The sequence below is a fragment of the Streptomyces sp. NPDC048057 genome (assembly GCF_040653095.1).
Lineage (GTDB): Bacteria > Actinomycetota > Actinomycetes > Streptomycetales > Streptomycetaceae > Streptomyces.
This window is the reverse complement of the sequence record NZ_JBEZNF010000007.1, coordinates 141,647-161,066: the sequence shown is the minus strand read 5'-3', so window position 1 is coordinate 161,066 and position 19,420 is coordinate 141,647. Positions and strand designations below refer to the sequence as shown.

Here is a 19,420-nt window from a genome sequence, read left to right as displayed (position 1 = left end):
GGACCGGCACGGGTCACGGTGCCGCGCTCACCCGCCGGCCTCCCGGAGTTCGGCGAGCAGCGTCCGCGCGTCCGCCACCAACAGGTCCTTGCTGTCCGTGACGTCGGGCAGGGGCTCGCCGTTCGCCGGGTCGTCCGGGTCCGTCCGGTACACGTCGAGGGACATCCGCAACACCGCTTGCCCGTCCAGGACCTGGAGCGTGATGTGCCCGTCCCCTTTGGCGAGATAGGCGCGTTCGCCGAGGTCGGCGACCTCCTCGGAGGTGCTGTTCATCATCTCGGACTCGGTCGCCACGACCCCGTCGAACTCCGGCCCGGGGTCGGTCTTCTTGTGCAGGACGTACACGGCGGACGCGCTGACGCTGAGGTCGAACCCGGTGTCCTGGTCGCTCGGCGACTCCTGGAAGGAGGCGTAGCAGGACGCCCGGTCCAGCGCCTCGTGCGTGCGGGTGTCCGGCTCCCGCATCTGGACCTCGCCGTAGATCGCGGCCAGCGCCTTGAACTCGGTCTTGACGCACAGGTCGTCGACGGTGCCGTACGGACCGGTGCCCGGGCCCTCGTCGGCGATGCCGTGGTACGCGACGAGCCCGCCCGCCCACAGGACGGAGGCCGCCGCCGCACCGCCGAGCCCCCACAGCCAGGCCCGCAGCGGCGGGCGGCTGCGCGGCGCGGGCTCCTTTGGCAGCGGCACCTCGGGGGCGCGGTCGCCGTCGGCGCTGCCGACCAGCTCCGGCTCGGAGATCACGCCCCGTCCTCCGTGACGGGTCTGGGCGCGACCGCGGTCGTCGTCGGGGTGGCTGCGCCGTGCCCGGCCGCTTCGAGCGCGTCGACGGACGCCACGGGCGAGGCCCCGACCGCCGTCGAACCGTGCGGCGGCGGGGTGTTCCGCAGGGACTGTTCCTTGGCGTACGCCCGTAGGTAGCCCACGACGGTGTTGGTGACGGCGACCAGCGGCACGGCCACCACCGCGCCCCCGATGCCGGCCGTGATGCCGCCGACCGCGACCGCGAGGACGACGGCGAGCGGATGGACGCGCACGGCCCTGCCCAGGATGAAGGGTTGCAGCACGTGGCCTTCGAGCTGCTGCACCGCGAGCACCACCACGAGCACCATCAGCGCGGTGAACACCCCCTGGGTGACCAGGGCGACGACGACCGCGAGGGCGCCGGAGATCACCGCGCCGACCAGCGGGATGAAGGCGAACAGGAAGATGAAGACGGCCAGCGGCACGGCCATCGGGACGTCGAGGACGTAGATGCCGAGGCCGATGAAGATCGCGTCGATCAGGGCCACCAGCACCGTGCCGCGGACGTACGCGGTGAGGGTGCGCCAGGCCCGCGGCCCGGCGCCGGCGACGCCCTCGCGGGCCTGCGCGGGCACCAGCTTGAGGAACCAGTTCCAGATCCGCTTGCCGTCGTACAGCAGGAAGAGCGTGGAGAACATCGCCAGCACCATGCCGGTGAGGATCTCCACCATCACGGTCACGCCCTGGAGGCCCGCGGAGGTGATCTCCTGGGTGTTGGAGCTGATGGTCCCGCTGAGGTTCTCCGCGATGTCGTTGATCTGGCTCTCGGTCACGTGGAAGGGGCTGTCGAGGAGCCACTGCTTGAGCTCTTCGATGCCGTCCCTGACCCGCTCGGAGAGCGTGTCCAGGTTCTCCATGACCTGCCACACCACGAACCAGCCGACCAGGCCCATCACCACGAAGCCGGCGATCGCCGTGAGCGCGGTGGCCGGGCCGCGCGGCATGCCCCACCGCTTGAGCCGGGCCACGGTGGGCTGGAGCAGCGCCGTGATCAGCAGCGCCGATGTGAAGGCCAGGACGACCAGCCGGACTTCGCTGATGACCCGCATCAACACCCACAGGGTGCCGGCGATGACCAGCAGCCGCCAGCCGGCCTCGGCGGCGACCCGCATGCCCCACGGCACGGCGGAGACGGGGTCGGGGCGCGGGGGCACGGCGGGCGCGTACGCGGGCGGCGCGGGCACGGTCGCCGTCGCGGTGGCGGGCGCGGCATCGACCGTCCCGGTGGCGGCCGTCGCGTCGGGTGCGTCGGATCCGGGGGTGCCCGCCGTCTTCGCGGCGGCTGCGGCCCGTGCGTCGGCCTGCTCGCTCAGTGCCTCGTCCCGTCTGGCGTCCAGTCGTTCGGACACCCTGGTGAGGCCGGCCCCCACGCCGGCGAGCCACCGTGGCAGTCGTGACATGTTCTCCCCCCATGCTTCCCCGGAGCCCCGGAACCGAGAACGCTACAACACGCGCGGAGCCCCTCACCGAAGGACGGTGAGGGGCTCCGTGAAGTTGAGCGAGCGCCGGTCTCAGTACCAGCGGTTGGCCTGCCAGAAGGTCCAGGCGCCGCAAGGACTGTCGTACTTGCCGTTCATGTAGTTCAGGCCCCACTTGATCTGGGTGGCGGGGTTGGTGCGCCAGTCGGCGCCCGCGGAGGCCATCTTGGTGCCGGGGTACGCCTGGACGAGCCCGTACGCACCGGAGGAGGGGTTCTGGGCGGTGTAGCGCCAGCCCGACTCCTTCTCCACGATGTTGCTGAAGCACTGGAACTGGTCCGCCGGGATCATCTGCCGGGCCATTTCCTTGACCTCGGCGATGCTGTAGGAGGACTTCGCGGTGAAGCTGGAGGCGTCGCGCTGCTTGTCGCGGGTGGCCCGCTCCTTCGCCTCGCGCTCCTTGGCCTCCTTCGCTTCCTTCTCCTTCTTCGCCTGAGCGTCCGCCGCGGCCTTCTTCTCCTTGGCGGTCTCCGCCGCCTGGAGGCGCGCGGACTCCTCGACCGCCTTCTTGGCCGTCGACTCGGCGGCTGCGGCCTGTGCGTCCGCCTGCTGGGCCAACGACAGGGACTGCACCGGGGCCTGCTGGCCCACGGGCACCTCTGCGAGGAGGGTCGTCGCGTCGGACGCGGCCGTCTCCATGTTGTCCGAGGTGGACGAAGCGCTGCCTGAGGCAACGCCGACGACGGCTCCGACGGTGGTGACCGCGGTGGCAGAGGCCACTGCGAATCCCCGGACCGAGATCCGGCTCACACGGTTTCCTTCCAGCATCGCCCGCACAGGTGACCCCGCGGGCGAATCGTGCCCCTGGCGCGGGCCTCCATTGGCGTGGGTCACAGGAGGCGCTGGCCCGTGGCCGGTTCCCGGTGTTTCACAGGAGCGGCCGGTCGATCTCTCGGGCGGCACACGGCGGCAGGTGTGGAGTTGTGGGTGATGCGGTGCACCACGAGTGGTACGGGTGTGCCGTGTGCGGGGCCTGACGGAAGCAAGACTTTGCCGGAACTCAACGCCGCAAGGCAATTCTCCGTTGCGTGTGAAAGCTCACATGTGCCCCGCGGCGAGTTTTTCCGTCGTTCGGCGGTACGGAACGACGCCGCCCCACTAGGCTCTTGCGCCTTCAGCGGGGCGGCGTCGCAGATGCACGCAGACCTGTCAGAACCGTCAGATCTGGTTGTCCTCCAGCATTTCGGTCACCAGTGCGGCGATCTGGGAGCGTTCCGAACGGGTGAGCGTGACGTGGGCGAAGAGCGGATGGCCCTTCAACTTCTCCACCACGGCGACGACCCCGTCGTACCGGCCGACCCGGAGGTTGTCCCGCTGGGCGACGTCGTGGGTGAGCACGACGCGGGAGTTGGCCCCGATCCGGGAGAGCACCGTCAGCAGCACGTTCCTTTCCAGGGACTGGGCTTCGTCGACGATGACGAAGGCGTCGTGCAGCGAACGGCCCCGAATGTGGGTGAGCGGCAGGACCTCCAACATCCCGCGCCCCAGCACCTCCTCGATGACCTCGCGCCCGGCGACGGCGGAGAGCGTGTCGAAGACGGCCTGCGCCCAGGGGCTCATCTTCTCGGCCTCGGTGCCCGGCAGATAGCCCAGCTCCTGGCCGCCGACCGCGTACAGCGGACGGAAGACCATCACCTTCTCGTGCTGCCGGCGCTCCAGGACGGCCTCCAGGCCGGCGCAGAGCGCCAGCGCCGACTTGCCGGTGCCGGCCCGGCCGCCGAGCGAGACGATCCCGACCTCCGGGTCGAGCAGCAGGTCCAGGGCGATGCGCTGTTCGGCGCTGCGGCCGTGGATGCCGAAGACGTCCCGGTCGCCGCGGACCAGCCGGACGTTCCCCTCCGGGGTGAGGCGGCCGAGCGCCTTGCCGCGCTCGGACTGCAGGACGAGACCGGTGTGCACGGGCAACTCGGCCGCCTCGGGCACGTACAGGCTCTCCTCGCCGTACAACAGGTCGACCTGGTCGGCGCTGAGCGTCAGCTCGGACATCCCGGTCCAGCCGGATTCGGTGATGGCCAGCTCCGCGCGGTACTCCTCGGCGAGGAGCCCGACGGAGGACGCCTTGATGCGCAGCGGCAGGTCCTTGGAGACGACGGTGACGTCGTACCCCTCGGCCTGGAGGTTGCGGGCGACGGCGAGGATCCGCGAGTCGTTGTCACCGAGGCGGAAGCCCGCGGGGAGCACCCCGGGGTCCGAGTGGTTCAGTTCGACTCTCAGACAGCCGCCGAGGTCCCCCAGGGGGACGGGGGCGTCCAGGCGTCCGTTCCGGATGCGGTGCTCGTCGAGCAGGCGCAGGGCCTGGCGTGCGAAGTACCCCAGCTCCGGATGGTGCCTCTTGGCCTCCAGTTCGGCGATGACCACGATCGGGAGCACGACTTCGTGCTCGTCGAAGCGGGTGAGCGCGTTCGGGTCGGCCAGCAGGACGCTGGTGTCGAGAACGTACGTGCGCCGGTCGGGCGTGCGGCGCTTGGTGCTGCTGTTCACCACGGAAGGACGTACCCCCTCGGAAGAGGTCGACGGTGCGATGCCGTCGCGGGCCAGGGTCCACCTGTCTCGGGTGTCAGGGGACCGGCCCCGCCGTCGGGCGGGGATGGGAGCCGGGCTTCGGGCCGCAGTGCGCGGGCCGAGCACCGGCCCTCTCCCAGGTCCGCACGGCGCGTGCGTTCCGTCGAGTGCAAAGGGCCTCCCGGGCGGGCGGGTGGGCCGCCCACTGAGATACGACGTTCGTGGACCGGACGTCGACCTGGAAGGAATATGCCCTCGATCAAGCGCCGCCATGCCGGATCATCGGGCGACGCGTGGGTGAACAGGGGGTGCCGTGGTGGGATCAGCCGCCGTAGCGCCGGTGCCGGGCCGCGTAGTCGCGCAGGGCGCGCAGGAAGTCGACCTTGCGGAAGGCGGGCCAGAAGACCTCGCAGAAGTAGTACTCGGAGTGGGCGCTCTGCCAGAGCATGAAGCCGGACAGGCGCTGCTCGCCGCTGGTGCGGATCACCAGGTCGGGGTCGGGCTGGCCGCGGGTGTAGAGGTGCTCGGAGATCAGGTCGATGCTCACGGTCTCCGCCAGCTCCTCGAAGCCGGTGCCCCGGTCGGCGGCGTCGAGCAGCAGGGAGCGGACCGCGTCGGCGATCTCCTGCCGGCCGCCGTAGCCGACGGCGACGTTCACGAGTATGCCGGTGTGGTCGACGGTCGCCTGCTCCGCCTCCTTGACCACGGTCTGGGTGCGGGCGGGCAGCAGGTCGAGGGTGCCGACGTGGTGGACGCGCCAGCGGCCGTCGGCGGCGAGGTCCCGCACGGCCTGCTCGATGATGCCGAGCAGGGGGGTCAGCTCCTCCTCGGGCCGGTCGAAGTTGTCGGTGGAGAGCATCCACAGGGTGACGACCTCGACGTCGGTCTCGGCGCACCAGCCGAGCAGTTCCTGGATCTTGTTGGCGCCGGCCTTGTGTCCCTGTTCGGCGGTGCCGCCCGACGCCTTCGCCCAGCGCCGGTTGCCGTCGAGGATGACTCCGATGTGCTTGGGCACCTGGGAGTGGTCGAGACGCCCTTCCACCCGGCGTGCGTAGAGCCTGTACACCAGGTCCCGCAAGTTCACAGAGTCCACCTCTCGGTCTTGATCGGGCTCACCGACCCGGTCCGGGGCTCGTCGGACCTGGATGTCGGGGACCGCGGGGTCTCCCCGGGTCCGTGGCTGGGCGACGCGCACCGGTCCCGGCCCGCGCCCGCGCGGGGGTGCCGCGGGGTGCGGCGTTCGGGCCGTGCGGCGATCCCCTGAAGCCGCCACAGTACTGCGCACGGGCCACCCCGGCCCAACTCGGTCTGTCACAAGTCCGTGATAAGGAGAGATACGTGACTGAATCCTCCGCACATCTGCCCTATCTCGCCGACGGCGACCGGTACGGGACCATGGAGTACCGGCGCAGCGGTCGCTCCGGGCTGAAGCTCCCCGCGGTCTCCCTCGGCCTCTGGCACAACTTCGGTGACGACCGCACGCTGGACTCCCAGCGGGCGATCCTGCGCCGCGCCTTCGACCTCGGGGTCACCCACTTCGACCTGGCGAACAACTACGGACCGCCGCCCGGCTCGGCCGAGCTGAACTTCGGCAAGGTCTTCGCCCAGGACTTCACCCGATACCGTGACGAACTGATCATTTCCACCAAGGCCGGATACTTGATGCACCCGGGCCCGTACGGCGAGTGGGGCTCCCGGAAGTACCTGCTGTCGTCGCTCGACGCGTCCTTGCAGCGGATGGGCCTGGATTACGTCGACGTCTTCTACTCGCACCGCTTCGACCCGGACACCCCGCTGGAAGAGACCATGGGCGCGCTCGCCTCGGCCGTCCAGCAGGGCAAGGCGCTGTACGTCGGCGTCTCGTCGTACAACGCGGCGCAGACCGCCGAGGCGGCCCGACTGCTGAAGGAGATGGGCGTCCCGGCCCTGATCCACCAGCCGTCGTACTCGATGATCAACCGCTGGATCGAGGACGACGGGCTGCTGGACGCGCTGGAGGCGGCGGGCATGGGCTGCATCGCCTTCGTGCCGCTGGCGCAGGGCCTGCTCACCGGGAAGTACCTCAAGGGCATCCCGGAGGGCTCGCGGGCCACTCAGGGCAAGTCCCTGGACCCGGGGCTGCTGTCGACCGAGGTCGTGCGGCGGTTGAACGGGCTGAACGACATCGCGGCCGGCCGCGGCCAGTCCCTGGCGCAGCTCGCGCTGAGCTGGGTGCTGAGGGACCCGCGGATGACGTCGGCGCTGATCGGCGCGTCCAGCGTGGGCCAGCTGGAGGAGAACGTGGCGGCGCTGACCGGAGCACCGCTGACGAAGGAGGAGTTGGCGGCGATCGACGAGTTCGCCGTGGACACCGAAGGCGCCAACATCTGGGCCCGCCGCGGCTGACGCCCCCTTCGGGTCCGGCTCCCGCCCCGTCCCCGACGGGCGGGGCGGGTGCGCTTGCGTGCGCCGCTGCGCACGGGAAAAGAAACCGGGCCGGTCCGTGGGGGGGATACGGACCGGCCCGAGGGGGGGTTTCCACCATAACGCGTCGGGAGCGTTCTCCGGCGCCCTGCGACGGGGCGCCCTGCCTGCGGTCTCGTGCCGCTTGCTGCGAACGGCGGAGCGCACGCGGGCGCAGGCCCCGCGATTGCTGGCGAGTGCCCGCAGGACAGCCCGGGTGCGGGCGGACGAGCCCCCCGAACGGGGGATCCCCCAAAGGGGGAAGGCGCAAAAAGCGACGGGTTGACGCGTGTCCCGGCGGCGTCGCGGGCGCGGCGCGCCGGACCGCGCCGGGCGGGCTCACGCCACGTTCGGCTCTTCCTTGTTGGCCACGATCTGCTCCTTGTAGACCTCGCCCCACAGCCCCAGCGGCACCAGGGCGGCGTTCAGGGACTCCCCCATGCCAGTAAGCGAGTACTCCACCCGGGGCGGCACCTCCCGGTACACCTCGCGATGCACGACGCCGTCCGCCTCCAGCTCCCGCAGCTGCTGGATCAGCACCTTCTCGCTGATCCCGGTGAGCCCGCGGCGCAGCGCGCCGAAGCGCATGGGTGCGTGGGCGTGCAGGGCCCACAGGATGAGCGGCTTCCACTTGCCGCCGACGACGTCGACCGCGGCGTCGAGTCCGCACTGGTACTCCGGCTTGCGACTGGCCACGGCGACTCCTCGTCCGACCTCACTGCTTCCCGTCCGGCCAGTACACCATTTCCGCACCCCCCGAAGAAACGCGCCTCCGCCCCCACGGCCTGCCGCGGGAGCGCGGGCCTCGGTGGCGGGTTGCTCGCGCAGTTCCCCGCGCCCCTCGATGCCCACGCCCTCTGGGCGTGGGGGGGGGGGGGGGGGGAAGAACTGCGCGAGCGGCCCACCACCGGGCCGCGGAAGCCACTGCGACTGCCGTGCAGGGGCGCGGGGAAGCGCGAGGGGGAGGTCAGTGGATGGGGGCGTGGGACGGTGGGGGGCCCAGCTTCAGGAGGGTGACGCCGTCGCGTTCCGCGACCTTGCGGTAGCCGTAGCGGCGCTGGGCCGCGTCCAGCTCCGCCGCCTGCTGGTCCGGCGGATAGGGCCAGTGGCCCGCCTGGTAGGGCCACGCCGGTGCCGGGTGGCTGTCGTGGATGATCCACTCCGCCGTGGGCCGCGGCAGGTGCGCCCGGTCGTAGCGGTACAGCCGGGAGTGCACCGGGAACGTCGGGAAGAGGACGACGTCGCAGCGCGAAGTGAGCTGCGGCACGAGCCGGTTGGTCGCCGCGACGCTCGCCCCGTCCGGGATCTTCGCCAGCAGGTGCCGCGCCGCCTCGACGTGCGGGCCGGTGCGCCAGGTGGCGCGCTGCGCCAACTGCGCGAGGGGGAAGCTCGGCAGCAGCACGGCGGTGACGGCGAGGGCCGTCGCCAGGGACGCCCGTACGTGCCGGGCCGCCAGCGGGTGGTCCGCGGTGCGCCAGCGCCGCAGCGCGTCGATCAGGCCGGCGGCCACGATCGGCATGAGGACGGCGCTGTAGTGGAAGGACGTGCCCCAGTGGAAGGCGTTCTGCGACAGAAGGCGCCAGGCCAGCGTCGGCACGGCGAGCAGCGCCAGCGGGGAGCGCAGGGCGAGCAGCGCGGAGGGCGCGAAGACCAGGACGAGGGTGGTGGCCTTGACGTCCGGGCGCAGCGCGTCGAGCGGTGCGAAGGCGATGGTGGCGAGCAGCGAGGCGTGGGCGCCTTCGCCGAGGTTCTCGCCGTGTGCGTACCCGCCCGCCGGGTTGAACGCCGGGAGCAGCAGCTTGATCTCGATGACGAACGCGGCGAGCCCGGCGAGCGCGGTGAGCAGCCCGAGCCGCCGCGGCCCCTTCCAGGCGACGTACGCGCCGAGCGCGGCCAGCGTGAGTCCGAGGTCCTCCTTGACGAGGACGAGGGGCGCGGCCCAGGCGACGGCGGCGCGGAAGCGGCCTTCGCCGAGCGCGACGACGGCGTACGCGATGAGCGGTACGGCGAGGGCGACCTCATGGAAGTCGAAGGCGACGGCGGACGAGACGCCCCAGCTCAGTCCGTACGCGAGGGCGACGGCGTGGGCGGGCCGGCGGCCGAGGGCGCGCTGCGCCCAGCCGGCGAGCGGGACGACGGCGACGGCCAGCAGTGCCGCCTGGGCGAGGAGCAGCGTGATCGGGGAGGGCCAGATCCGGTAGAGCGGCGCGAGGACGGCGAGCGCGGGGTGGAAGTGGTCGCCGAGGAGGTTGAAGTCCTCGCCCCGCAAGGGGACCAGCGGCGGCTGGAGTTGGGCGTAGGCGCGCACCGCCTGCTCGAAGATGCCGAGGTCGAAGCCGGTGGTGCGGATCAGCAGATGGCGGCGTACGGACACGGTCGCGTAGAGCGCGAAGAGCGCCGCCGCCCACGCCCAGGGCAGCAGCGCGGCGGGGAAGCGGGCAGCGGGGCGGGAGCCGGGCTCCGGTGAGGGCGCGGGGATCCCGGGGACCGCGGGGGTGCGTGTGCGCGTACGCAGCGCACCGCGCCACCCCACCCATCTGTCAGAAAATGTCCGCATACATCCGGATGCTAAGGGCTGCTTCGTGCTCCCCGGCGGATCAGCACGCGGCGTCAGGCGCGGTGCAGCGCGAGAGTCGCCGCGTCACACGGGCGCGGCCAGTGCGCCCAGCAGGACCCCCGCCAGCGCGCCCACGATCATGAACGGTCCGAAGGGGATCGCCGTCCCGCGCCGGGCGCGTCCGGCGACCAGGAGGCCGAGCCCGTACACCGAACCGAACAGGAACCCGGCGAACGCGCCGGCGAGCAGCACCGACCAGCCGTACCAGCCGAGGACCACGCCGAGCGAGAGCGCGAGTTTGACGTCGCCGAAGCCGAGGCCGTCGGGGTGGAGCAGGAACAGCAGGAAGTAGCCGCCGCCGAGGGCGACCCCGCCGAGCAGCGCCGTGGCCCAGGAGCCGGCCGTGCCCGGCAGCGGCGACACCGCGCCGAGGAGTGCGGCGGAGGCGGCGGCGAGCGGCAACGTCACCTGGTCCGGCAGCCGGTGCACCCGCAGGTCCACCAGGGCGAGCAGTACGGCGAACGGCGTCAGCAGCAGCCAGACGGCGAGTTCGGGCCGCGGCCCGGTCGCGGCGGCCAGGACGGCGCAGGCGAGGACGGTCGCGCCGGGGGCGCCCACCACGACGGCCCGGACCTGCGCCCCGCACGGCCCGCACGAGGGCCCGCCGAGCCAGCCGGCGGCGGGGCCGGTGAAGCGGTGTCCGACCGGGCAGGCGTCGCGCCACGCCTGCTCGGGTTCCACGGCGAGTCGGAAGGCGGCGCGGGGCACCAACAGCCCCGTACCCGCGCCCCACAGGGCGGAGACGGCGATCAGGGCGGCGTACGACAACACGGCAGAGAGGGTAAGCCGGCGCGTGTGCGGGGGTCGTGCGCCCCGGCCACTTCCGGCCCGCCCCGTTGGCGCTACCGTCCCTTCCATGGGGCGAGGACGTCAATGGCGCTGCGGTACGGGCACGTTGCGGGTGCCGTCGGGCGAACCGGGCGGGGTCGCGGTGGAGATCGCCGCGTCGTACGGCACGCGGCGGCGCGGGCTGCTCGGACGGGACGGCATCGCCGGGGCGCTGCTGCTGACCCGGTGCAACTGCGTCCACACCGTGGGGATGCGCTTCGCCATCGACGTGGCCTATCTCAACCGGGAGTTGCGCGTCGTCGACCTGCACACGCTCCCCCCGGGCCGTCTCGCGCTCCCCCGGCTGCGCGCGCGGCACGTCCTGGAGGCGCAGGCGGGCGCGTTCGCCGACTGGGGTGTCGCGGTCGGCACCGTCCTCACCGTGTCCACGCCGCCCGACGCCGCGTAGAGCGTGTGCGTCTGGCCGTAGCCGCGGTTTCACCGTGCGGCGGGCTGTGGTGCGGCGTCTGTGGCTCGTCTGTGGCTTGTCGCGCAGTTCCGCCCCCTGTGCCCAGGGGCCACGGGAGGTACCCCCAGCGCCCCTGACCTCCTCCGCCCGCAGGTGACTCACGGGGGCAGCGAATCACCGAGGGCTGATCAGCGCTCCCAGGGGTTGGCCGCCTGGGCCCGGGAGCGGCGCGCCACCGCCGTCCAGCCGACGAGCCCCAGCACCAGGGCCGTGCCGAGGCCGATGCCCGAGTAGCCGACGATCCGCATCGCGGCGCTGCCGCCGGAGTCGCCCGCCGGGCCGCTGGCGCGGACGCCCAGCCGGTCGCCGGCGGTGACGCCGAAGCCCGCGGCCAGGGGGTCCCCGTCGTACGGAGGGGCTGCGGCGGGCTCGCCCTCGATGCCGACGCCGAGGGTCAGCGGAGTCGGTCCCGCGACGTCGCGGGCGAGCGAGACGCGGACGTAGTACCAGCCGGAGAAGCGCATCGCCCCGACCTCGTTGCCCTTGACGATGCGGTTGTCGAAGGCGACGGGGGCGGTGTCGAGGGTGACGGAGCGGTCCGGGTGGTCCGCGTCGACGCTCTCGACGAAGCCGCGCGCGGTGTTGTAGAGCGCGAGCTGCACCCCGTCGGGCACCTTCTGCCCGTCCCGGGGGCTGCCGCTGCCGTCGCCGTCACCGCCGCCGTAGCCGAACGTCGCGTCGAGGAAGAGGCGTTGTCCCCAGTCGAGCGGCACCTTGTAGTAGCGGCTGTCGCCGGGGTTCAGCTCGTCCCGCCAGCGGCCCTGTCCGAGGGCGCGCGCGTCGTTGAAGCCCGTGCCGCCTTCGGCGCCCTTCGGCGCGCCCTGCGGCAGCTGCGGGGAGCGGCCCCGGCCCGGGCCGTCGGCGGACGGGGCGGAACTGCCCGCCTTCAGGCCGGGCTCCAGCATGAACCGGATCTCCACCGGCCACGTGCGCGCGCCGGAGCCCTCCGACGCACCGGAGCGGTCTCCGTCGCCGAAGTCCGCCCCGATCGCCTCGACCGTGAAGACGTACTCCCCCTCGGCCTGGCAGCCGCGGCCGGGGCCGATCCGGCGCGTGGCGTAGTCGGCGACGGGCCGGGGCGTGTCGGCGCCGAAGGTGACGTCCGTGCCGTCGCTGCACCGCGTACCGCCCGGGTCCGCCAGCCCGATCCGCATGCCGTCGGTCGCCGCGACCGTGCCCCCGGGCGGCGGCGCGAGCACGGCGGACACGTATGCGTGGGAGCGGTCGTCCAGCGGGACGCGGTAGTGCTTGCGCTCCCCCGCGGAGAGCACGTCGGTGTACGTGCCCGGGCTCAGCGACGGCGCGCGGTCGCCCGAAGCGGCGCCCGTCACGGCGCGCGCGCCGTCGGCGGTCCCGTACGGCCGCGGCGGCCGGTCGGGCCCGTCCGCGGCGGCGGCCGGCGGCGCGGACTGCGCCAGGACCTGCGCTGTGGCGAGGACCAGGCAGATCCCTGCCCCTACCGCACGCACGACCTGCCCCATCCGTCCGCTCCCCCTCGGCCCGCCGGGGCCGCACCCGGTCGACCCGCGCGGTCGACGACCGGCCGCAGCGTACTGCGGCCGGTCCGCCGTGCGGGAGACGGGTGGGACGATCGGTGCGCGGGCGAGGGGAGCTGACACGGCCTCAGGCGGGGTCCCCGCCGGCGCCCGTGGGGAAGGTGACCTCGACGCGGCGGTTCTTGCGGCGGCCCTCTTCGGTCGCGTTGTCGGCGATCGGGTAGTCCTCGCTGTAGCCGCGCACGTCGTAGCGGATGCCCGGGTCGTTCAGCTCCCCGCTGAGCAGGTCGTGCACGGCGTCGGCGCGCTGCTTGGAGAGCACCTTGCCGTGTTCGTACGTCCCGAGGTCGTCGGTGAAGCCGAACACCCGCACCGCCGGCGGTCCGTGCTTCCTGACCTCCGCGGCGATCGCGGCGACCCGGCTGCTGGCCTGGGGGGTGAGCTTCGCGCTGTTCTTGCCGAACAGCACCTCGGCCTGGAGCGCGAACGTCAGCGAGGTCGTGGTCTCCTCGCGGCGCTCCTCGCCGCCCTCGGTCTCCACGATGGAGACGATGTCGAGCACGCGTGCGTCCGCGAGGGTGGCGCCCTCGCGCATCTTCAGCCCGGGGTCCTTCGGATCGACCGGCGGGGGCGTCGCGCTGGGCTCGGTGCCGGGCGGGACGCTGGGTCCGCCGTCGGCGGACGCGGCCGGCACCGCCGTCAGCTGCACCCCGGTGACCAGGACCAGCACGGCGACGGAGGCCGCGAGGGGGTGGCGGTGGCCGCGCGTCATGACAGCCCGATCGTCGCGGTCGGCATCAGCGGGATCTGCACGTCGACGGACTTGGTCCCCTCCGGCGGGGCGGGGAACTGGGCGAAGAAGTCCACGCTCTGGCCGGACTGCATGGTCGTCAGACCGGTGGTGGTGAGCGGGTACCCGTCGGTGTCGCGCAGGACGTAGTAGCGCTTCTTGCCGGTCTTGTCGACGAGCGTCATCCCGGCGAACGAGGGGCCCGTCTGGCTGACCTTGGTCTCCTGGCCGTTCCACTGGAGCGGCGGGAACTGGCTCTTGCCGCTGGTGTTCTTCAGGACGCCCTGGACGGTCAGGAAGCCGCCGCTGTCGCGCTCCGCAGTGCGGAGGGTGATCTGGAAGCCGTTGGACCCGTTGATCGTCGCCAGGGGCTCGGAGCTCTGGGGCTCGGCGCTGGAGCCGCCCTTGGGCCCGTCGGCCGACCCGCCCGCGGGCGTCGACGCCTTCGGCGCGTCCTCGGCGTTCTTCCCGTCGTCGCCGTCGCCCCCGCACGCGGCCAGGGAGAACGTCAGGGCCACCGCCACCAGGGCGGCCGGGACCCCTTTGCGGCTCTTCGCTCCGTGCCGGGTACTCATCAGTGCTGTTCCTTTGCGTCGGTCGCGGAAGGTCAGTCCTCGGCCAGCCGTACGGCGAGGAGGTCGGAGATCTCGGGCAGGTCGTCGGGCTCGTCCGGGTCGAGCTCGAAGGACCCGCCGTCGCACCGGAGCTTGCCGAGGGAGGGCGCGTCGTCGCCTTCGCCCGGGGGCGCGCTCGGCGAAGGGGCGGGGTCCTCGGGCGCCTGGGGGTCCTCGCCGGGGCTCGCGGGCGCCTCGGGCGTCGGCGCGGGGTCGAAGTCGCACTGCGGCTCCACGACGGCCGTCGCGGTGGCCTCCGCGTGGTCGTTCTCGGTGCCCGGCAGGACGGTGTCCCCCACCGGGTTCACCGCCTGGACGATCACGTTGAAGCCCCAGCGGCCGTCCAGGACCGGGCCGCAGTCCAGCACCCTGGCCTCGTTCTCGCCGGCCAGCCGGGCCGCCACGGCGCACGCCGTGCCGCTCTCGCCCGATGCGTCGCCGGCCAGCAGCCGGCGCAGGAAGTCGACGTCGACGGGGGGCGCCCACAGGTCCTCCCCCAGCAGGTCGCGGGAGTCCTGGGCGGCGGCGAGCGCGGCGGCGTCGGCGGCCGACTGGGCGCCGTTGCGGGCGGCGCCCGCCTGGCCGACGGCGAAGAACGCGAGGGCCGCGAAGAGGACCAGCGCCACCATGGCGATGTAGAGGGGGGCCGCCTGGCCCGCCTCACGACCACGACGGCAACCGCGAACGTCGCCGGTGCCCCGGTCGCCGGTGGCGGACCGGCGCGCTACTTCCCGCCGCCCGTGTTCAGGACGTCCGCCACCTTGTTCTTGAGGCCCGTGGCGATGTCGTTGGCCACGCCCGAGCCCACGATCGCGGCGATGATCAGCGCCACCAGCACGATCACGCCCACGTACTCCACCGCGCCCTGTCCACGGTCGCCGCGCTCCCGCATCGCGCGCGCCGTCGCCGCCGTCCACGTCCCGATGTACACCCGGGCCCTGACCACGGCCTTCAGCGTCACGTTCGACATCGTCTTCCCCTTCGGCGCCGACGGCCCGATGCCCGCCGGGCTCGTACCAGTCCTTGACGCCACCCGCCGTGACGACTCCCTCGCGGTACGTACGGATGGCAGCGTCTGAACTGTATGCCGAGGTGCGGCGGAAGCGAATAGGTCCCAGGGCCCAACGTCGAGCAGGGCGGGCGAGTTGATCCACAATGAGGGGGTTTCGCTCGTCGACTTCGTGGTCCTCGACGGGGGGCGCGCCGGACGGGCGTTCGGGCCCCGCGGGCCGGTGTTCGGTCCTCACGGGCCGACCTCCCGCCCCGCCGCCGGGCCGGGCAGCTCGCGCCAGACGGCGATCGCCTCGCCCCTGTTGCCCGCGTTCAACTTGGCGAAGATGCGGTTGATGTGGTTCTTCACGGTCTTGTGGCTGATGAAGCAGGAGGCGGCGATCTGCTGGTTCGTCAGGCCGGACGCGATCAACTCCATCACCTCCACCTCCCGTCGGCTCAGCGCGGTGACCACCCCGTGCGACCGGTCGAGCGCCGCGGGCCCGGGCTCCGTGCTCGAATGTCCCACATTCGATTGCGAAAGCGAAGGCCGTCGGGTGAACTCGGCGGCGCCCCGAGCTCCGTCGGTCCGGGCGTCTGACGCGGCCGGCCCCGAGACCGGGCGGCCGGCGGCGGCATCGCGTACGGCGGCGGCCAGTTGGCCCGCGGTGAACTCCCCGTGGACGAGGTGGCCGCACGCTCCCCGGCGCCGCGCCTCGCGCACCGCCCCCGCCGTGCCGTCGTGCGTCAGCGTCAGGACGGGGGCGATCCGGGCGAGGTGCGGCAGCGCGTCAAGCCCGTCGCCGAAGCGCGTACGGACGTCCAACAGGACCACGTCGGGGCGGTGCAGGGCCACCGCTTCGCGGGCCGCCGGGCCGTCGGCGACCCCGGCGACCACGACGAGGTCGGGGTGTTGGTGCAGCAGGGCGGTCAGTCCGGCGCGTACGACGGGGTCGTCGTCGGCGACGACGATCCGCAGGCGCGGGGCGGGGCGTTCACCGGTGGTCGACGGCGGGGGCGACACGGCGGCTGCCTCCTTTCGGGTGGGGGGTGGTCAGGGCGCGGCGTTCGCGTACGGAACCGCCGGTCGGACGCGGCGGCAAGGGCGGCTCAGCCGCCGAGCACGTCCCCGAGGTCCACCCCCGACCCGTAGTAGAAGCTCATGACGATCAGGATCATGGTGGCGGGCAGCATGACCAGGGTGACCACGAGCGTGGACTTCGGGACGGCCTTGGCCGCCTCCCGGCGCGCGTGCTGGGCGTCGGTGCGGCGCATGTCGGTGGCGATCTGGATCAGGGTGTCCACGATCGGCGCGCCCAGCTCCTCGCCCTGCTGGAGCGCGGTGACGAACATCGAGACCTGCTCGGAGTCGTTGCGCCGGCGCAGTTGGTCGAAGGCGTCGCGGCGGCTGACGCCCATGTCCATCTGGCGCAGCGTGATGCGGACCTCGTCGGACCAGGGGCCCTCGTACTTCTCCGCCACCCGCTCCAGGGCCTGGCGGAAGCCGAGGCCGGCCGACACCACCACGGCGAGGACGTCGAGGAAGTCCGGGAGGGTGCGCTCGATGTCGGCGCGGCGGCGGCGGATCGCGGCCCGGATGACGACGTCGGTCCACACCAGCCCGAAGGCCAGGGCCGCGATCGCCACCAGGAACTGGCCGCGCAGCAGCATGGAGAACGCGGCGAGGACGCCGAGGACCCCGTACACGGCGCGGCGGGCGGCGTAGCGGTCCACGGTCATGCCGCCGGGGTTGCCCGCCATGTCGAGCCGGCGGCGCAGCGCGTCCACCCGCTTGGGGCCCATGGCGCCGAGCACGGCGGGGGCGTAGCGCATGCCGAGCCGGTCGAGTCCGGAGCCGACGGCGCTGGTGCGGCTGGCGCCGACCTCCAGGGCGAGGGCGAGGTCCCCGGGGAGCTTGGCGTCGGCGCGGTACATCCGGATGCCGTGGAAGACCCCGTACACGGAGAGTCCGAGGACGAGGGCGAGGAGGAGCGAGATCATCTGGTGGTCCTCCTCAGACCTGGATCCTGGACATCCGGCGGATCAGGAGCCCGCCGACGGTGTAGAGGCCGATGGCGATCAGGGTGGCGATCTGGCCGGTGAGGCTGCCGGTCATCTCGTCCAGGGCGCCCGGGGTCATCGTGTTGATCATCAGCAGGAAGCCGAAGCCGAGCAGCGGCACGGCGAGGGCGGTGACCTTGATCTGGGAGAGCATGGTGGTGACCTCGCGCCGGGTCTCCTTGCGCTCCTCCAGGGTCTGGGTCAGGTTCCGCAGGGAGCTGACGACCTGTCCGCCGGCGCGGTTGGCGAGGATCAGGGTGGTGACGAGGACGATCAGCTCGCGGGAGGGCAGTCGGTCGCCCAGCTCGCCGAGGGCGTCGTCGAGGCTCTGGCCGACGGCGAGCTGGTCGGCGACGATGCCGAGTTCCTGGCCCGCGGGGTCGTCGAGCTCCTCGGCGGCCATCGCGAGCGCGGTGCGCAGGGCGAGGCCGGCCTGGGTGGCGTTGGCGAGGACCCGGGTCAGCTCGGGGAGCTGGTTGATGAACGCCTCGGTCCGCTTCTGCTGCTGCCAGGTGAGGAAGGCGTTCGCGCCCCAGGCGCCGGCCAGCGCGGCGAGCACCCCGAAGTAGGGGGTGAGGACGGCGGCGACGACGACGTAGACGACGAGCAGCACGAGGACGGCGTAGACGACGTACTCGCCGGGGGTGACGTCGAGGCCGGTCGCCTTGATGCGGCGCTCCAGGCGTCTGCCGTACCGGGTCCGCCGCACCCTGCGGTCGACGGCGGCGAAGCGGCGGCGCCGGCCGGGGAGGGCCGCGGGCAGTCCGGTCTGCGCCATGCGCTCGACGAGCGCCTGCCGCTGGGCCCGGCCCCGGGACCAGTGGTGCACGCCGATGACGCCGAGCACCCCGGCGAGGAGGGTGGCTCCGATCGTCAGGAGCGGAAGGGGGTTCATGTCGGGCGGGGACCTTCTCCAGTAGGGGGCGGCGGGTGGGGGACCGGGCTCATCCGGCGCGCGTTCCGCGGACGACGAGTTCCCCGTCCGCCCCGGCGACGCCGAACACCAGCGGCAGGACCTCGTTCTTCAGATGGAGCCGCTGGGCGATCCGGCGCGGCACCGGGTGGTACGCGAACCGGCCGTGCACCCGCCCGTCGGCGGACATCGGCTGGGCCTCGAAGCGGCAGACGGAGACGATCCGGTACTCCTCGCGGCCCGCGGAGTCGACCACGGCGATCTCGGTGACCCGGCGGGAGCCGTCGGCGTGCCGGGTGAGCTGGACGATGACGTCGACGGCGCTGTTGATCTGGTCCTTGATGGCGGCGAAGGGGATCTCCACCTCGGACATGGACGCCAGGGTCTGCAACCGCATCAGCGCGTCCTCGGCGCTGTTGGCGTGCACGGTGGCCAGGGAGCCGTCGTGGCCGGTGGACATCGCCTGGAGCATGTCCAGGGTCTCCCCGCCGCGGACCTCGCCGACGACGATGCGGTCCGGGCGCATGCGCAGGGAGTTGCGGACCAGGTCGCGGATGGTGACCCGCCCCTTGCCCTCGACGTTCGGCGGGCGGCTCTCCAGGGTGATGACGTGCGACTGCTGGAGTTGGAGTTCGGCGGAGTCCTCGATGGTGACGATCCGCTCCCCCTCCGGGATCAGCCCGGACAGGGTGTTGAGCAGGGTGGTCTTCCCGGTGCCGGTGGCGCCGGAGACGATCACGTTGAACTTGGCCCGCACCAGGCTCGCGAGGAGCAGCGTCATCTGCTCGTCCAGGGAGCCGATGGCGATCATCTCCTGGAGCGTGAAGGCGCGGGGGAAGCGGCGGATGGTGAGGATCGGGCCGCTGAGGGAGAGCGGGGGGATGATGACGTTGACGCGCTCGCCGGACGGCAGCCGGGCGTCGACCATCGGATTGGCCTCGTCGACCCGGCGGTTGACGGTGGAGACGATGCGTTCGATGGTCTGCATCAGCTGCTCGGTGGAGGAGAAGCGCATCGGCAGCAGCTCCAGCCGGCCGGCCCGCTCCACGTACACCTGCTCGGGTCCGTTGACCATGATCTCGCTGATGGAGGCGTCCTCCAGCAGCGGTTCCAGGATGCCGAGGCCGAGCGCCTCGTCGACCACGCGCCGGATGAGCTGGGTGCGCTCGGCGGTGGAGAGCACCGGGCCCTCGCGGCTGATGATGTGGCCGAGGACCCGCTCCAGGCGGACGCGCCGGTCGGCGGCGGCGAGCGCGGACATCTCCGCGAGGTCGATCTCCTCCAGCAGCTTGGCCCGGTAGACGGCGACGAGACGGGTGACCTCGCCCCGGCCGCCGACCGGTTCGGGGCTGCTGATGCGCGCCCGCAGGCTCATGTCCTCATCTCCCAATCTCCCAGGATTTGCAGGGGTCTTAC

18 protein-coding genes and 1 pseudogene are annotated in these 19,420 nt (G+C 72.8%); 2 read left to right on the top strand and 17 right to left on the bottom strand.

Annotated features, from left to right (window positions below):
* Nucleotides 1-27: 27 nt before the first annotated feature.
* The 5 genes from AB0E05_RS10265 to AB0E05_RS10245 form a co-directional block, all read right to left on the bottom strand.
* Nucleotides 28-744, bottom strand: coding sequence for a hypothetical protein (locus AB0E05_RS10265; protein WP_361961339.1), 717 nt, complete (start codon nt 742-744; stop codon nt 28-30).
* Nucleotides 741-2,204, bottom strand: coding sequence for an AI-2E family transporter (locus tag AB0E05_RS10260; RefSeq protein ID WP_361961337.1), 1,464 nt, complete (start codon nt 2,202-2,204; stop codon nt 741-743). The genes AB0E05_RS10265 and AB0E05_RS10260 overlap by 4 nt, the downstream gene beginning before the upstream one ends.
* 111 nt (nt 2,205-2,315) lie before the next feature.
* Nucleotides 2,316-3,050 carry a transglycosylase SLT domain-containing protein gene (locus tag AB0E05_RS10255; RefSeq protein ID WP_361961335.1) on the bottom strand — a complete coding sequence of 245 codons (735 nt, stop codon included), beginning with the start codon at nt 3,048-3,050 and terminating at the stop codon, nt 2,316-2,318.
* 390 nt (nt 3,051-3,440) lie between these two features.
* Complete coding sequence (locus AB0E05_RS10250) at nt 3,441-4,763, bottom strand: PhoH family protein (RefSeq protein WP_361961540.1); 1,323 nt, start codon at nt 4,761-4,763, stop codon at nt 3,441-3,443.
* A gap of 343 nt (nt 4,764-5,106) precedes the next feature.
* Nucleotides 5,107-5,868: an isoprenyl transferase gene (locus AB0E05_RS10245; protein ID WP_361961333.1), complete on the bottom strand. Its 762-nt coding sequence runs from the start codon at nt 5,866-5,868 to the stop codon at nt 5,107-5,109.
* A 254-nt stretch (nt 5,869-6,122) separates the two neighbouring features.
* Between AB0E05_RS10245 and mgrA the strand changes: the two genes are divergently transcribed.
* Nucleotides 6,123-7,169 carry an L-glyceraldehyde 3-phosphate reductase gene (gene mgrA / locus AB0E05_RS10240; protein WP_361961331.1) on the top strand — a complete coding sequence of 349 codons (1,047 nt, stop codon included), beginning with the start codon at nt 6,123-6,125 and terminating at the stop codon, nt 7,167-7,169.
* Nucleotides 7,170-7,565: 396 nt separating this feature from the next.
* Here the strand turns inward: mgrA and AB0E05_RS10235 are convergent, their stop codons facing one another.
* The 3 genes from AB0E05_RS10235 to AB0E05_RS10225 all read right to left on the bottom strand — a co-directional run bounded on the left by AB0E05_RS10235 (nt 7,566) and on the right by AB0E05_RS10225 (nt 10,614).
* A complete protein-coding gene (locus AB0E05_RS10235) occupies nt 7,566-7,922 on the bottom strand; it encodes a helix-turn-helix domain-containing protein (RefSeq protein ID WP_361961329.1) in 357 nt (118 codons plus the stop codon).
* A 271-nt stretch (nt 7,923-8,193) separates the two neighbouring features.
* Nucleotides 8,194-9,783 carry a DUF2079 domain-containing protein gene (locus AB0E05_RS10230; protein WP_361961327.1) on the bottom strand — a complete coding sequence of 530 codons (1,590 nt, stop codon included), beginning with the start codon at nt 9,781-9,783 and terminating at the stop codon, nt 8,194-8,196.
* Between the two features lie 84 nt (nt 9,784-9,867).
* Nucleotides 9,868-10,614 (bottom strand): A24 family peptidase, encoded by a 747-nt coding sequence (locus AB0E05_RS10225; protein ID WP_361961325.1) that lies wholly within the window; start codon nt 10,612-10,614, stop codon nt 9,868-9,870.
* Nucleotides 10,615-10,699: 85 nt separating this feature from the next.
* On the opposite strand from AB0E05_RS10225, the gene AB0E05_RS10220 reads away from it, so the two are divergent.
* Complete coding sequence (locus AB0E05_RS10220) at nt 10,700-11,080, top strand: DUF192 domain-containing protein (protein WP_361961323.1); 381 nt, start codon at nt 10,700-10,702, stop codon at nt 11,078-11,080.
* A 188-nt stretch (nt 11,081-11,268) separates the two neighbouring features.
* Here AB0E05_RS10220 and AB0E05_RS10215 read toward each other — a convergent pair whose 3' ends face one another.
* From AB0E05_RS10215 to AB0E05_RS10175, 9 genes and pseudogenes are all read right to left on the bottom strand, one after another.
* Entirely contained in the window at nt 11,269-12,609 is a 1,341-nt protein-coding gene (locus AB0E05_RS10215; RefSeq protein WP_361961321.1) for a hypothetical protein, read from the bottom strand.
* A gap of 154 nt (nt 12,610-12,763) precedes the next feature.
* Nucleotides 12,764-13,408, bottom strand: coding sequence for an OmpA family protein (locus AB0E05_RS10210; RefSeq protein ID WP_361961319.1), 645 nt, complete (start codon nt 13,406-13,408; stop codon nt 12,764-12,766).
* The gene (locus tag AB0E05_RS10205; RefSeq protein ID WP_361961317.1) at nt 13,405-14,001 is read right to left on the bottom strand and encodes a hypothetical protein; all 597 of its coding nucleotides are present in this window, start codon (nt 13,999-14,001) and stop codon (nt 13,405-13,407) included. Before AB0E05_RS10205 ends, AB0E05_RS10210 begins: the two co-directional genes overlap by 4 nt.
* Nucleotides 14,002-14,033: 32 nt before the next feature.
* Nucleotides 14,034-14,684, bottom strand: a pseudogene (locus AB0E05_RS10200) (pilus assembly protein TadG-related protein); the annotation flags it as partial.
* A gap of 80 nt (nt 14,685-14,764) precedes the next feature.
* Nucleotides 14,765-15,010: a hypothetical protein gene (locus tag AB0E05_RS10195; protein WP_361530002.1), complete on the bottom strand. Its 246-nt coding sequence runs from the start codon at nt 15,008-15,010 to the stop codon at nt 14,765-14,767.
* Between the two features lie 273 nt (nt 15,011-15,283).
* On the bottom strand, nt 15,284-16,054 hold the full coding sequence (locus AB0E05_RS10190; protein WP_361961314.1) for a response regulator transcription factor: 771 nt from the start codon (nt 16,052-16,054) through the stop codon (nt 15,284-15,286).
* An 86-nt stretch (nt 16,055-16,140) separates the two neighbouring features.
* Nucleotides 16,141-17,028: a DUF5936 domain-containing protein gene (locus tag AB0E05_RS10185; RefSeq protein WP_361961538.1), complete on the bottom strand. Its 888-nt coding sequence runs from the start codon at nt 17,026-17,028 to the stop codon at nt 16,141-16,143.
* A 16-nt stretch (nt 17,029-17,044) separates the two neighbouring features.
* On the bottom strand, nt 17,045-17,986 hold the full coding sequence (locus AB0E05_RS10180; RefSeq protein ID WP_361961312.1) for a type II secretion system F family protein: 942 nt from the start codon (nt 17,984-17,986) through the stop codon (nt 17,045-17,047).
* A 49-nt stretch (nt 17,987-18,035) separates the two neighbouring features.
* A complete protein-coding gene (locus AB0E05_RS10175) occupies nt 18,036-19,379 on the bottom strand; it encodes a CpaF family protein (protein ID WP_361961310.1) in 1,344 nt (447 codons plus the stop codon).
* Between the last annotated feature and the right edge of the window lie 41 nt (nt 19,380-19,420).

Bases quoted from the DNA above. Each gene is read 5' to 3' on its own strand.
- AB0E05_RS10210 (WP_361961319.1), bottom strand. From the start codon at position 13,408: ATGACGCGCGGCCACCGCCACCCCCTCGCGGCCTCCGTCGCCGTGCTG.
- AB0E05_RS10175 (WP_361961310.1), bottom strand. From the start codon at position 19,379: ATGAGCCTGCGGGCGCGCATCAGCAGCCCCGAACCGGTCGGCGGCCGG.
- AB0E05_RS10230 (WP_361961327.1), bottom strand. From the start codon at position 9,783: ATGCGGACATTTTCTGACAGATGGGTGGGGTGGCGCGGTGCGCTGCGT.
- AB0E05_RS10180 (WP_361961312.1), bottom strand. From the start codon at position 17,986: ATGAACCCCCTTCCGCTCCTGACGATCGGAGCCACCCTCCTCGCCGGG.
- AB0E05_RS10195 (WP_361530002.1), bottom strand. From the start codon at position 15,010: ATGTCGAACGTGACGCTGAAGGCCGTGGTCAGGGCCCGGGTGTACATC.
- AB0E05_RS10255 (WP_361961335.1), bottom strand. From the start codon at position 3,050: ATGCTGGAAGGAAACCGTGTGAGCCGGATCTCGGTCCGGGGATTCGCA.
- AB0E05_RS10220 (WP_361961323.1), top strand. From the start codon at position 10,700: ATGGGGCGAGGACGTCAATGGCGCTGCGGTACGGGCACGTTGCGGGTG.
- AB0E05_RS10205 (WP_361961317.1), bottom strand. From the start codon at position 14,001: ATGAGTACCCGGCACGGAGCGAAGAGCCGCAAAGGGGTCCCGGCCGCC.
- AB0E05_RS10260 (WP_361961337.1), bottom strand. From the start codon at position 2,204: ATGTCACGACTGCCACGGTGGCTCGCCGGCGTGGGGGCCGGCCTCACC.